12 protein-coding genes are annotated in these 12,726 nt (G+C 60.0%); 1 reads left to right on the forward strand and 11 read right to left on the reverse strand.

What is annotated here, in order from left to right; translation table 11 throughout:
* Positions 1–41: 41 nt before the first annotated feature.
* Both HF257_RS03035 and HF257_RS03040 read right to left on the reverse strand, forming a co-directional pair.
* Positions 42–2,189: a 3-hydroxyacyl-CoA dehydrogenase NAD-binding domain-containing protein gene (locus HF257_RS03035; protein WP_185703317.1), complete on the reverse strand. Its 2,148-nt coding sequence runs from the start codon at positions 2,187–2,189 to the stop codon at positions 42–44.
* 16 nt (positions 2,190–2,205) lie between these two features.
* Positions 2,206–3,411 carry an acetyl-CoA C-acetyltransferase gene (locus HF257_RS03040; RefSeq protein ID WP_185703315.1) on the reverse strand — a complete coding sequence of 402 codons (1,206 nt, stop codon included), beginning with the start codon at positions 3,409–3,411 and terminating at the stop codon, positions 2,206–2,208.
* Between the two features lie 646 nt (positions 3,412–4,057).
* On the opposite strand from HF257_RS03040, the gene HF257_RS03045 reads away from it, so the two are divergent.
* The gene (locus tag HF257_RS03045; RefSeq protein ID WP_185704336.1) at positions 4,058–4,864 is read left to right on the forward strand and encodes a c-type cytochrome; all 807 of its coding nucleotides are present in this window, start codon (positions 4,058–4,060) and stop codon (positions 4,862–4,864) included.
* A gap of 115 nt (positions 4,865–4,979) precedes the next feature.
* On the opposite strand, the gene HF257_RS03050 is transcribed toward HF257_RS03045, so the two are convergent.
* The 9 genes from HF257_RS03050 to HF257_RS03090 form a co-directional block, all read right to left on the reverse strand.
* A complete protein-coding gene (locus HF257_RS03050) occupies positions 4,980–5,783 on the reverse strand; it encodes a transglutaminase family protein (RefSeq protein ID WP_185703313.1) in 804 nt (267 codons plus the stop codon).
* Positions 5,780–6,730 (reverse strand): alpha-E domain-containing protein, encoded by a 951-nt coding sequence (locus tag HF257_RS03055; RefSeq protein WP_185703311.1) that lies wholly within the window; start codon positions 6,728–6,730, stop codon positions 5,780–5,782. The genes HF257_RS03050 and HF257_RS03055 overlap by 4 nt, the downstream gene beginning before the upstream one ends.
* A 5-nt stretch (positions 6,731–6,735) precedes the next feature.
* The gene (locus HF257_RS03060; RefSeq protein WP_092242611.1) at positions 6,736–8,145 is read right to left on the reverse strand and encodes a circularly permuted type 2 ATP-grasp protein; all 1,410 of its coding nucleotides are present in this window, start codon (positions 8,143–8,145) and stop codon (positions 6,736–6,738) included.
* 409 nt (positions 8,146–8,554) lie between these two features.
* Positions 8,555–8,896: a ribonuclease E inhibitor RraB gene (locus tag HF257_RS03065; protein ID WP_003193463.1), complete on the reverse strand. Its 342-nt coding sequence runs from the start codon at positions 8,894–8,896 to the stop codon at positions 8,555–8,557.
* Between the two features lie 213 nt (positions 8,897–9,109).
* Positions 9,110–9,346, reverse strand: coding sequence for a hypothetical protein (locus HF257_RS03070; protein WP_185703309.1), 237 nt, complete (start codon positions 9,344–9,346; stop codon positions 9,110–9,112).
* Positions 9,347–9,449: 103 nt separating this feature from the next.
* Entirely contained in the window at positions 9,450–10,055 is a 606-nt protein-coding gene (locus HF257_RS03075; protein WP_185703307.1) for an START domain-containing protein, read from the reverse strand.
* Positions 10,056–10,096: 41 nt separating this feature from the next.
* Positions 10,097–10,351 carry a YkgJ family cysteine cluster protein gene (locus HF257_RS03080; RefSeq protein ID WP_185703305.1) on the reverse strand — a complete coding sequence of 85 codons (255 nt, stop codon included), beginning with the start codon at positions 10,349–10,351 and terminating at the stop codon, positions 10,097–10,099.
* Positions 10,352–10,513: 162 nt separating this feature from the next.
* A complete protein-coding gene (locus tag HF257_RS03085) occupies positions 10,514–11,005 on the reverse strand; it encodes a translation initiation factor 2 (protein WP_185703303.1) in 492 nt (163 codons plus the stop codon).
* 104 nt (positions 11,006–11,109) lie between these two features.
* Positions 11,110–12,549: an aminotransferase-like domain-containing protein gene (locus HF257_RS03090; RefSeq protein WP_185703301.1), complete on the reverse strand. Its 1,440-nt coding sequence runs from the start codon at positions 12,547–12,549 to the stop codon at positions 11,110–11,112.
* Between the last annotated feature and the right edge of the window lie 177 nt (positions 12,550–12,726).

Genomic DNA, 12,726 nt, shown 5'->3' on the forward strand with positions numbered 1-12,726 from the left:
AAGTCCCCATGGGAGCGAGCGTGCTCGCTCCTACAGAGATATCACCGGAAGACTTCGCCCCGTGCGGCTTTCTCCAGCAACAACGCAGGAGGCGCAAAACGCTCGCCATACTGCTCCGCCAAATAACGCGCCCGCGCGATGAAGTCGTCCAAACCGTACTGGTTGATGAACTGCAACGCGCCACCGCTCCACGCGGCAAAGCCGATGCCGAAGATGGAACCGACGTTGGCATCCGCCGTGGACATCAACACGCCCTCCTCCACACACCGCACGGTCTCGATGGCCTGGATGAACAGTAGACGGTCGCGCACATCCTGCGGCGAGATGCGTTGATCGGGCCGTTCAAAACGGTGTTTAAGCTCGGGCCACAGGTGCTTTGGGCCACCGGCGGGATAGTCGTAAAAACCGCCGCCCGCCGCCTTGCCCGTGCGCTTGTACTCGTTCACCAACAAGTCGATCACCGCCGTCGCAGGATGGTTCGGCAAGGCTTTGCCTTCCGCCTGCAGATCCTTGGTCGCCTGCTGTCGGATATGGCTCATGAGGCTGAGGGACACTTCATCCGACACCGCCAACGGCCCCACCGGCATGCCGGCCTTGCGTGCTTCGGTCTCGATCATCGGCGCGGGCACGCCTTCGCCGAGCATGGCGATGCCTTCGTTGGTAAAGGTGCCGAACACGCGCGACGTGAAGAAGCCGCGACTGTCGTTGACCACAATCGGCGTTTTCTTGATTTGCAGCACGAAATCGAAACCCCGGGCGAGGGTTTCATCTGACGTTTGGGCTCCCTTGATGATCTCCACCAAGGGCATTTTGTCCACTGGGCTGAAAAAATGCAGGCCGATGAATTTGGCTTGATCGGGCACCGCCTTGGCCAATCCGCTGATGGGCAAGGTTGAAGTGTTAGAGGCGATGACTGCGTCGGCGCCGACCACGCTTTGGGCGGCGACGGAGACTTTGGCTTTGAGCTCACGGTCTTCAAACACCGCCTCGATGATCAGGTCGCAACCGGCCAGATCGGTATCGGACGCCGTGGGAAGAATCCGCGACAAGATGGTTTCGCGCTGCTCGGCGGCCAATTGCCCACGGCTGACCTTCTTGTCCAGCAACGCTGCCGAATGTGCCTTGCCCTTCTCGGCCGCCGCCAGGTTGATGTCCTTGAGCACCACTTCGATGCCCGCACTGGCGCTGACATAAGCAATGCCCGCCCCCATCATCCCGGCGCCCAATACACCGACCTTACGCGTCACATAGGGCGTAAAACCTCGCGGGCGCGAACTGCCTGCGTTGATCTCATTGAGCTGGAACCAGAAGGTGCCAATCATGTTTTTCGCCACTTGGCCCGTCACCAGTTCGGTGAAATAACGGGTTTCGATCAGGTGGGCGGTGTCAAAATCCACCTGCGCGCCTTCGACGGCAGCACAGAGAATCTTCTCCGGAGCGGGGAAACAACCGTTGGTCTTGCTGCGCAAGATCGACGGTGCAATGGCAAGCATCTGCGCCATCTTCGGGCTCGATGGCGTGCCGCCGGGGATCTGATAGGCCTTGTTGTCCCAAGGCTGCCTGGCCTCCGGGTTGGCCAGAATCCACGCGCGGGACTTGGCCAGCAGCTCGTCGCGGTCTGCTGCAAGCGCATGAATCAATCCCGCTTGCAGCGCCTGCTGTGGTCGCACCTTTTTGCCTTCCAGCAAATACGGCAAGGCCTTTTCCAACCCCAACATGCGCACCATGCGCACCACTCCGCCGCCGCCCGGCAGCAGGCCCAAGGTCACTTCCGGCAAGCCAAGTTGCACCGACTTGTCGTCCAGCGCGACCCGGTAATGGCACGCCAGGCAAATCTCCCAACCGCCGCCCAAGGCCGCACCGTTGATCGCGGCCACCACCGGTTTGCCGAGGGTTTCCAGGCGGCGCAGCTGCGCTTTCAGTACCAGCACGCCGTCGTAGAAGTCCTTGGCGTGGGCCTTGTCGACCTTGATCAACTCATTGAGGTCACCGCCGGCAAAGAACGTCTTTTTAGCCGAAGTGATGACTACCCCGGCCAGCGTGTCTTTTTCCGCCTCCAGGCGTGTAACGGTGGCGGCCATGGCTTCGCGGTACGCACCGTTCATGGTGTTGGCGCTCTGGCCAGGCATGTCGAGGGTCAGCACCACGATCTGGTCCTGGCCTTTTTCGTAACGAATGGCTTGGGTCATGACAAATTCCTTGGGCTCAGAGGCGTTCAATAATCGTGGCGATGCCCATCCCACCACCGACACACAGGGTGGCCAGGCCGTAGCGCTGTTGGCGCGCCTCTAATTCATCGAGCAAGGTGCCCAGAATCGCGCAACCCGTAGCGCCCAGCGGGTGGCCCATGGCGATGGAGCCACCGTTGACGTTGACCCGCCCGGCATCGATGCCCATGTCCTTGATGAACTTGAGCACCACCGACGCGAACGCTTCATTCACTTCAAACAGGTCGATGTCCTCGACCCGCAGGCGGGCCTTGGCCAAGGCCTTGCGCGTAGCGGGCGCGGGGCCGGTGAGCATGATGGTCGGGTCGGTGCTGGTCACCGCTGTCGCGACGATGCGCGCCCTGGGCTGCAGGCCCAACTCGCGGCCCTTCGCCTCAGAGCCGATCAACATCAGCGCCGCGCCGTCGACAATGCCGGAACTGTTGCCCGGCGTGTGCACGTGGTTGATGCGCTCCACATGGCTGTAGACCCGCAATGCGGTGGCGTCGAAGCCCATTTGCCCCATCATCTCAAAGCTCGGCTTGAGCTTGCCCAAGCCGTCGAGGGTGGAGTCGGCACGGATAAATTCATCGTGATCCAGCAGCACAATGCCGTTCTGGTCCTGCACCGCGATCAGCGATTTGTTGAAGGAACCGTCTGCGCGGGCCCTGGCGGCTTTCTGCTGGGAATGTAAGGCGAAGGCGTCGACGTCCTGGCGGGTGAAGCCTTCGAGGGTGGCGATCAAATCCGCACCGATGCCTTGAGGGGTGAAGTGGCTGTGCATATTGGTCTGCGGGTCGAGCACCCAGGCCCCGCCATCACTGCCCATGGGCACGCGGGACATGGACTCGACGCCACCGACCACCACCAGGTCTTCGAACCCGGAACGCACTTTCATCGCGCCAAGGTTCACCGCTTCCAGGCCCGAGGCGCAGAAGCGGTTGATTTGCACGCCGGCGACGCTGATGTCCCAGTCCGCCACTAAGGCGGCGGTCTTGGCGATGTCGGCGCCCTGGTCGCCTATCGGGGTGACGCAGCCGAGGACAATGTCATCGACTTGATGGGTATCGAGGTCGCTGCGTTGGGCCAGCGCGGTGAGCAAGCTGGCCACCAGGTTTACCGGTTTGACACTGTGCAAGGCGCCGTCGGCCTTGCCTTTGCCACGGGGCGTGCGTATCGCATCAAAGATCAAAGCTTGGGTCATGACGTCCTCGAACCGCTGTGCGTGTGTGCCCCTACCTTAGGCCCGATTGACACGGTTTCAATGACGGATGCGCTCATTGCTTTTGACCCTCTCGCTCGGACGAACGGTAGGCACCCGACGCCGTTGGGTGATTAATCGTTTTAGCTGTCTAGCCAAGGGGCTGGCGCCAAGATGGCGTTAGGCCTCATGCCGTTTTAAGCGCAAATTCGGCTTAGCTGATATGAAATGGATCTAAGCCACGCAGAACGAGGGCTCTAAGGTTGAATCAGTAGGAGGTTGCTGCCGGGTTTTGCTGGAGCAGCTGTAAGAAAAGTGTCACGTCACACCGCGATACTGAAATTGACCGGCACGCATTTGACGCTCAGGAATAACAACAAAAGGCAGTCAGCCATGTTCAAACATACGAAAGTACGCCAGGCGGGACTTATTCTCTTCGCCACCACACTGATTCTGATCTTGCCCAATTTAACCAAGGTTATTGGGTGACCCCTCAACCGCCACATTCCATGCACACACAGCATCAGGACTGCAGTTTTTGGCAGCACCTGCCGGGACATTGCGCATAGCGGTCCTGCAGGGGCTGCCTTTTTGCATGCAGATTTCCGGTATCGTGAGCCCCATCGCCACCTTGCATCGGGCCTTCCTCTTGAAATCGATCCTCGCCCTCCTCGCCTTGTTAATCGCCCTGCCGGTTTCGGCGGCGCAACTGACCCTCGAACTGGACCACGCCAGCAAGACCTGGCAGACCGCCGACCTGCTCAAGCACCCCGACGTGCAAACCGTACAGATCATCGACGACGTGTCCTACAAGCGCACCATGACCTATCGCGCAGTACCGCTGGCAGTGCTCCTACCGGGGCTTGAGCCGAAGAGTCATCTGCAGGCCGTTGCCCTGGATGGATTCGCCGCCGAACTCGCCGCCGCGCCGCTGCTGGAACAAAAAGGCGCTCGTGCGTGGCTGGCGGTGGAAGACCCGGCGCAGCCGTGGCCTGCACTGGCAGAGGGCAAGCCGAGTGCTGGGCCGTTTTACCTGGTGTGGACTAACCCCCAAGCCGGGCATATCAGCCCGGAGCAGTGGCCGTTCCAGATCTCCGGGATTAAGCAGTTGAAGACGGTGGCTGAGCGTTTTCCAGCCCTGCTGCCAGACCCGAAACTGGCGGCCAATGACCCGATCAACCAGGGCTTTGGGTTGTTCCAGAAGAACTGCCTGGCCTGCCACCGCCTCAATGGTGCGGGTGACGCGCAGGTGGGGCCGGACTTGAATATTCCCTACAACCCTACTGAATATTTCGGCGGCGATTTCCTCAAGCGTTATATCCGTGACCCGCAGAGCTTGCGGCACTGGCCGCAGGCGAAGATGCCGGCGTTTGCGACCAGTGTGTTGCCGGACAATGAGCTGGAGTTGCTGGTGGGGTATTTGAAGCATATGGCCAGCCGCAAACAACAGCCCTGAGTCCAAAACAGTCCCCTTGCTCGCGAAGGCGATGTGTCAGTCAAAAATGCTCTAACTGAACCACCGCCTTTTCGAGCAAGCCCGCTCCCACAGGAGATCTGCTGCGTTTTGGAGATTATTGCTGTTGCACAGAAATAACCGGCGTCGGCGCCACAAACACCTTGGCATGCATCTGCTCATGCCCACCGCCACGGCGCATGCCGCGTACCGGGCAGGCGTCGAGGTAATCCAGCCCTACCGCCAGCTTCAAATGCCGCTCCGGCCTTGCCAACTGGTTGGTCACATCAAAGCTATACCAAGCGTCGTCCAGCCAGGCTTCGGCCCAGGCGTGGCTGGCCAGGTGTGCGCTGTCTTCGGTGTACAAATACCCTGACACATACCGCGCCGGAATCCCGAGGCTGCGCGCGCAAGCCAGGAACGCGTGGGTGTGGTCCTGGCACACGCCCGCACGCCCGGCGAAGGCTTGGGCGGCGCTGGTGTCGACTTCGGTGGCACCAGGGGTGTAGACCATCGCCTGGTTGAGCGCCTGCATCAGGTCGATCAACGCCGTGCGGTCGCGTCGTTGATGGCAGTGCTGCTCGGCAAAACGGCGCAGAGCATCGTCCGGCTCGGTCAGGCGTGTGCTGCGCAGAAACGGGAACGCCGACTGGCTTTCATGTTCGGCCTCGCGCAACTCGTCGATATCCACCTGGCCACGGGCGCCGATGATGATGGCGTCGTGGGGTTCATCCAGGGTCAGTACATGCAGGATGTTGCCGAATGGGTCCACCTGCGCACGCACCGGGCGGGGCAAGTCGAGCTGCCAGCTAAGGACGTGCTGGCGCTCACTGTCGTGGGGCGTAAGGCGCAGATACTGGATGCTGGCGCGGACTTGGTCGTCATAGTGGTAGGTGGTTTCGTGACTGATGGAGAGTCTCATGCGGCCTCCAGGTAGGAACTGTAGATGGCGTCGCCCAACTGGCGGACCAAGGGAATGAAATCGGTCAGCCAGGCGTGCAGGCCTTCCTCCAGAATTTCGTCGATCGCGGTAAAGCGCAGGCGCGCGTCCATCTCGGCGGCCAGGCGCTGGGCCGGGCGGCCGTTGAGGCCGGGCAAGCTGGCAAGGATCTGATCGATCTCCTCGCTGCAGGCCCGCAACGAACGCGGTACATCGGCGCGCAACAGCAACAATTCGGCTACTTGGCGGGCGCCCGGCGCATCACGATAGATCTCGGTGTAAGCCTCGAACGACGACAGCGCTCGCAGCAAGGCGCTCCACTGATAGTAGGCGTGCGCCGTGCCATCGGTGACGGCTTCGGCGCGGTCGCCGGCCATCTCGTAGCGGGCGTCCAGCAGGCGCAGGGTGTTGTCGGCTCGTTCGATAAACGTGCCCAGGCGAATGAAGCGAAAGGCATCGTTGCGCATGATCGTGCCGTAAGTCGCACCGCGAAACAGATGGGAGCGCTCCTTGACCCACTCACAGAACCGGCTCATGCCGTAGCGGCTCAAGCCTTGCTGGGCGATATCGCGAATATCCAGCCAGGTGGCGTTGATGTTTTCCCACATGTCCGCCGTAATTCGCCCACGCACCGCATGGGCGCTGGCCCGCGCGGCGCCGAGGCAGCTGTAGATGCTCGCCGGGTTGGCCGCGTCCAAGGCAAAGAAGTGCAGCAAGCGTTCGGCGTGCAGTTCGCCGTGGCGCTCGTGGTAATCCTCCAGGGTGCCGGTGATCAGCAACGGCATGGCCAGTTCGTGCAGGCCATCGCCATGCCCATCTTGGGGCATCAGCGACAGCGAATAGCTGACATCGAGCATGCGCGCGAGGTTTTCCGCACGCTCCAGATAGCGCGACATCCAGTACAAATCCGAGGCAGTTCTACTCAGCATGGCATTCAGTCCTCTACCACCCAGGTGTCTTTGGTGCCGCCGCCCTGGGACGAGTTCACCACCAGCGAGCCTTCTCGCAGCGCTACGCGGGTCAAGCCGCCAGGCACCACGCGGGTTTCCTTGCCAGACAACACGAACGGGCGCAGGTCGATATGGCGTGGTGCAATGCCGTTTTCGACAAACGTCGGGCACGTGGATAAACACAGGGTCGGCTGGGCGATATACGCATGGGGCTTGGCTTTGATACGCGCGCGGAAGGCTTCGATTTCCGCCGCCGTGGACGCCGGCCCCACCAGCATGCCGTAGCCGCCGGAGCCTTGGGTTTCCTTCACCACCAAGTCCGGCAGGTTGGCCAGTACGTGGGACAGTTCGTCGGGCTTACGGCATTGGAATGTCGGAACGTTCTTCAGGATCGGCTCTTCATCCAGGTAAAAACGGATCATCTCGGTGACGAATGGATACACCGACTTGTCATCCGCCACCCCAGTGCCGATGGCATTGGCCAGCACCACGTTGCCGCACCGATAGGCCGCGAGCAGGCCAGGCACGCCGAGCATGGAATCCGGGTTGAAAGCCAGCGGGTCGAGGAAAGCATCGTCAAGCCGACGGTAGATCACGTCCACGGCTTTGGGGCCATCGGTGGTGCGCATGAACACGCGGTCGTCGCGTACGAACAGATCGGCGCCTTCGACCAACTCCACGCCCATTTCCCGGGCGAGGAACGCATGTTCAAAGAACGCGCTGTTGAAACGCCCAGGGGTCAGCACCACCACGCTGGGGTTATCCAGGGGGCTGGAGCTTTTAAGGGTGTCGAGCAGCAGGTTGGGGTAGTGATCGATCGGTGCGATGCGTTGGGCCGCAAACAGCTCGGGGAACAGGCGCATCATCATTTTGCGGTCTTCGAGCATGTAGCTGACACCGCTCGGCGTACGCAGGTTGTCTTCCAGCACGTAGTAGGTGCCGTCGCCATCACGTACGAGGTCGACACCGGATATGTGGGAATACAGGTCGCGGTGCAGATCCAGGCCCTGCATCGCCAGTTGGTATTGCTCGTTGGCCAGCACCTGCTCGGCGGGAATGATCCCGGCCTTGATGATGCGCTGCTCGTGATAGAGGTCGGCGAGAAACATGTTCAGCGCCTTGACCCGTTGGATGCAGCCGCGCTCGACAATCCGCCATTCGCTGGCTGGAATGCTGCGTGGGATGGTGTCGAAGGGAATCAGCCGCTCGGTGCCCTGTTCGTCCCCGTACAGCGTGAAGGTGATGCCGGCGCGGTGAAACAGCAAATCTGCTTCACGCCGGCGCTGCGCCAGCAATTCTGGCGGGGTTTCAGCCAACCAGCGGGCGAACTCGCGGTAGTGAGGGCGGACCTGGCCTGCCCCATCGTACATTTCGTCGTAATAAGTGCGGATCATGCCGAACTCCTTGTCACCCGGGCGCAAGAACCATCGCAAGGCCCGTGCCAGCGGCATAAACACTTAAAAATCAGTGAGTTGAATAAACACAGGGATCTAATCGCACCGTCCTGGTGCGCAGAATGCCCGCTGTCCTGTGGTGCGCTTCATCGTAATGCGGGCTTTGACTATCAACAGCATAGCCAGAGTTGATTTCACTGCCCGACCTGGCCTGCGGATAATCGGCCCCATCTGCTGAACAGGACTCGTCCTACAGCTTCAGCCCTCCACTCTTCCCTTTAAGCCACCCTCTTGGGTGGCCTTTTTTTTGGTGCGCGAAAGTGGCGCGCAAGTTCCGAATAGTTTTCCCACCGCACAAACAAAAACGGCCGACCCAAAGGTCAGCCGATACGCTGTGTTTTTCATGCAACTACATGGGTAAACCACGCACCTCCTGCTTGACGCCCCATCCTTCGATGATCCCGCCCAGCGGCTCGACCACCGCCTCAAAGTCTTGCTCGAAGTCTCCTATGCCGTCGTAGGTAGCGAACATGATTTTGCTCAGTTCCAGGTACCAGGCGCCATCGTCGCGCGCACTGACCTGGGCATTCAGGGATTCCCCACGAAACCGACCCGCAGCCCTGCGCGCACGTTCCTCATCCGGGAAAATGGCGTAGAACTCGATGGGGTGGAAACGTGAGAAGTCGAAGCCGCCTTCTTTCATGCGGCGCAGAACGTTGGTGCTGATGTCTTCTTGATAGGCTGTGCTCATGAAACGTCCTCCTCAAACCGATGGATAGACTTTCCGTGCTTCCCGAAGCCCACGCCGTACGAGCGTGGGTGCTACGGCACTGACATCACCGCTGGAAAACAAGCATGTAGCTGACAAGACCAGACCTTAGCGATTCATTCGCTGATCTCGATTGCAGAGTAGCGCGAAGCTATCACCTCCACCAGAGGCGCTTTAAGGGCTGACAGGGAATGTTCAGGCGGCAGGAGAGATGTCGAGGATCTGGATACTGTTCTGGTCTTTGAGGATCTTGACGGTCGGCTCGGGCTTGCGGCCCTCAAGGTCATTGAGGTCGAGCTCGGCGGCGATGGGCACCAGCTTGCTGCGAATCATGTGCGCAGCGTCTTCGAGGCTGGGCTTTTGATCGCAGGTCACCTCTTCCACGGTTTTCTGACCATGATCATCAACGAAGGTAATTTGCCACTTTTGCATCGGTGCCTCCTCGATAAAACCCGTGTGTGGGCTTACATCTATCTGGACCTTGAGGGCTCGCCAAACGTTCCACTCAAGGCCGGAGGCACCGGATCAGTTGCGCTTATTTTTCAGCGTGGTCTTTCAGGGCTTTCAAGGTGTTGAACGGCGCGTCCACCACAAACTTGTTGGCCAACCACGATGGCACGCTGCCGCCTGGCTCGGTGTGCACTTGGTAGGTGACTTCGGTGAGGTTGTCGCCTTTGGGTACCAGTTTCCAGTAGCCGTCCACCTGCGCCACGCGGACATAGCCTTTCACTTCTGGCTGATAGGTAGGCACTTCCAGCAGCTTGCGGGTGACGGTGCCGTCAGCGGCCTTGCTGGTGGTGATTTCCAGGATGGAATCACGGTCGGTCACTGGGAACGGAGCCTTGAACTGCGTGTAGGTCCAGCTCTTGTCACCCTCGGTCTTGAGCAGCTTTTGCGACTTGCACTCGTGGATCCAGGAGCAGGCACCGACCACGTCTTCCTGCAGCGCCTGGATCTTGGCAACTGGCGCCTTGATCGTGGTAACGCCGCGATACGCCTTGTACTTGGAGCCGGCAATTTCGCTCAGGGACACCTTGATACCGTCTTCGTCCTTGGCGACTTGCCAATCCTCAGCCTGGGCAGTGGCAGCAAACAACACCGTAAAACCGCACAACACAGCCATTCGTTTCAGCGAACCCATTGTTGTATTCCTTATTGTTGAAGTTCCGATAGTAAAGCCCATCAAGCCGCCGTCATTTGCTCCCACCAGCCGATCAACCGGATCGCATCGGCTTGGTCGGTGCCACAGACCTCGATGTCTGCCTTGAAATCACTGCACACCGCCGGTCGCTCCGGTTGTCCGAACAGCTGGCATAGCTGTTCGACCGACAGGTGCAGGCAGCGTTCGCCCGCAGGTTTGCCATGGGGCATTCCCGGTAAGGGCGAACTGATGGAGGGGGCGATGCAGCAAGCGCCACAGCCTTCACGGCAATTCATGACCAGCAGGTCCTCGACGACTCAATGTGGATGGCCGGGCTAGAGTACGCCCTTAAACAGCCGTTTTAAAATGGTCTAACAGGGGTTTTTCGCAGAAAACAAAAATGACCGACCAGTCTCCGACACATGGTCGAAGAGCGACGTCACGTTTGTGGGAAAAGTTTACTGCTTGAACTCGAATTCCAACGCGGCGCCTTCCACCTCGCGGCGTTCTTCGTTGCGCAGTTGCAGCTTCATCTCATTGCTGAGCAGGCGACCGTTGATCTGGAAGGCGCTGTTGTCGGTAGGCTTTTCGCCAAACATCGGCGGCAACAAGGGCACGCTCTTTGGTTTGGGCACGGTGCCGAGGGGTTGCAAGTGCCGAACCATGTCAGAAGGCAGGGACAGGTCCAACTGTGCCGGTGGCAATTTGGTCTGCGCGACTTCATGGGCCGACTTGGACTTGGTTGCAATCGGTGCACGTTTTTTTACCGGGGCGGCTTTTTTCTTCGTTTCGGGGGCTTTTTTGGCGGACGCCGGTTTTTTCGCGGGGGGCTTCTGCTGGCTGCTGGCAGCCGGTTTGTCTGGTGTCACAGGCGATGCCGCCAGCACGGTGCCGACGTTGCACAGACTTAACAGGCCAATCACCATGACAGCGCGAAAAATAGGGGTCATATCGCCAACAGCTTTAACGGCAGAGGGCCATATGCTCGCTTGTTGTGCGCGGCATGACAAGCCTGGTGATTAGCCTGCTACCGGAGTTGTCCCCGTTCCTTGGCTCAAAAGCCCGCTGCCGTTTCCTGGCATAACTGGCTGGCCAGCATCCCCAATGTCATCAGCGCGCGCTCTGCTTCGCGGTTCCACGGCGTGCCGCAGTTAAGGCGGATACAGTGGTTGAACTGCTCGGTATTACTGAAAATAAGTCCCGGCGCGATGCTGATGCCCTGTTGCAGGGCACGCACGTGCAGTTCCTGGGTATTGACCCGCCCCGGCAAACTGACCCACAGGATGAAGCCACCGCTTGGACGAGTCATCTGAGTGCCTTCGGGGAAATACTGCTGCACCGCCAGTTGGAAGGCGTTGAGGTTCTTGCGGTATTCCTGACGAATGTAGCGCAGGTGCCGGTCGTAACCGCCGTTCTCCAGGTACGCCGCAACGCCCATCTGCGTGACGCTGCAGGCCGAATGGGTGCTGAACATCTGCAGGCGCTGGATCTCCTGCTGGTATTTGCCGGCGATCATCCAACCGATGCGCACGCCGGGGGACAAGGTCTTGGAAAAACTTGAGCAGTAGATGACCCGGTCCAGGCGGTCATACGCTTTCAACGCCTTGGTGCGGCCGACTTCGAACATCAGCTCGCCGTAGATATCGTCCTCGACGATCTGGATATCGAAATCCGATGCCAGGCGCAGCAACTGTTTTTGTCGCTCCTCGGGCATGGTGCCGCCCAGGGGGTTGCTCAGGCGAGTGGTCAACACCAGGGCCTTGATCGACCACTGGTTGGCCGCCAGTTGCAGGGCTTCCAGACTCATGCCTGTGGAGGGGTCGCTGGGGATCTCGATGACCTTGAGGCCGAGCAAATCCGCCAGTTGCAGCAAACCGTAATAGGTCGGTGATTCTGCGGCGATCAGGTCGCCGGGACGGGTCAGCACCCGCAGCGACATTTGTAACGCATCGACGCAACCGTGGGTGATCACCACTTCGGAGGGGTCCACCACCACGCCCGCATCACGCATGCGGATCGCCACCTGACGGCGCAACGGTTCGAAACCTGGGCTGAACATGTAACTGAACGCCCGTGGGCTCTGAAAGCGCGTGACCTTGGCCAATTGCTGGTGCAGTGCCCGTACCGGCAAATAATCCACACTCGGCACGGCGGCGCCCAACGGGAACACGCCTTCGCGGCGCGATTCGACCAACACCTGCTGGATGATGCTGCTGCGGGTGACCAACCCCGGGCGCTCGACCCGCGCGATGTCCGGCGTAGGTGCCGTGAGCGCGGGGGTCTGGTGCACGTAGTAACCGGACTGTGGCCGCGCGCGAATCAGGCCCTGGTCTTCCAGGTTGGCATAGGCTTGCAATACCGTGGCGTGGCTCACATTGAGCTGGGAGCTCATCTTGCGCACCGAAGGCACGCGCTCGCCCGGTTGATAGACACCGCGTCGGATATCCTCAGCCAGCTGCTGGGCGATACGTTGGTAGAGCAACAGATTGGTCATGACGCAGCACTCGATTTCACGGGTATTTTATTTTTGTGTGAAACATACCGGCACAGTTTAGAAGTGTACGGGGACAGTTGCCACAATAGTCGAGCGCAGGCGGGAGTGACAGTAAAAACTGTAGGGGTGGTGAAGAGATTTCCTGAGGTACCCCCAACCAAATGTGGGAGCGGGCTT

Source organism: Pseudomonas cremoris, from assembly GCF_014230465.1.

Excerpts from the sequence above, each read along its gene's own strand:
- HF257_RS03055 (WP_185703311.1), bottom strand. The coding sequence starts at position 6,730 with ATGCTGAGTAGAACTGCCTCGGATTTGTACTGGATGTCGCGCTATCTG.
- HF257_RS03065 (WP_003193463.1), bottom strand. The coding sequence starts at position 8,896 with ATGAGCACAGCCTATCAAGAAGACATCAGCACCAACGTTCTGCGCCGC.
- HF257_RS03050 (WP_185703313.1), bottom strand. The coding sequence starts at position 5,783 with ATGAGACTCTCCATCAGTCACGAAACCACCTACCACTATGACGACCAA.
- HF257_RS03085 (WP_185703303.1), bottom strand. The coding sequence starts at position 11,005 with ATGACCCCTATTTTTCGCGCTGTCATGGTGATTGGCCTGTTAAGTCTG.
- HF257_RS03090 (WP_185703301.1), bottom strand. The coding sequence starts at position 12,549 with ATGACCAATCTGTTGCTCTACCAACGTATCGCCCAGCAGCTGGCTGAG.
- HF257_RS03080 (WP_185703305.1), bottom strand. The coding sequence starts at position 10,351 with ATGAATTGCCGTGAAGGCTGTGGCGCTTGCTGCATCGCCCCCTCCATC.
- HF257_RS03075 (WP_185703307.1), bottom strand. The coding sequence starts at position 10,055 with ATGGGTTCGCTGAAACGAATGGCTGTGTTGTGCGGTTTTACGGTGTTG.
- HF257_RS03070 (WP_185703309.1), bottom strand. The coding sequence starts at position 9,346 with ATGCAAAAGTGGCAAATTACCTTCGTTGATGATCATGGTCAGAAAACC.
- HF257_RS03060 (WP_092242611.1), bottom strand. The coding sequence starts at position 8,145 with ATGATCCGCACTTATTACGACGAAATGTACGATGGGGCAGGCCAGGTC.
- HF257_RS03040 (WP_185703315.1), bottom strand. The coding sequence starts at position 3,411 with ATGACCCAAGCTTTGATCTTTGATGCGATACGCACGCCCCGTGGCAAA.
- HF257_RS03035 (WP_185703317.1), bottom strand. The coding sequence starts at position 2,189 with ATGACCCAAGCCATTCGTTACGAAAAAGGCCAGGACCAGATCGTGGTG.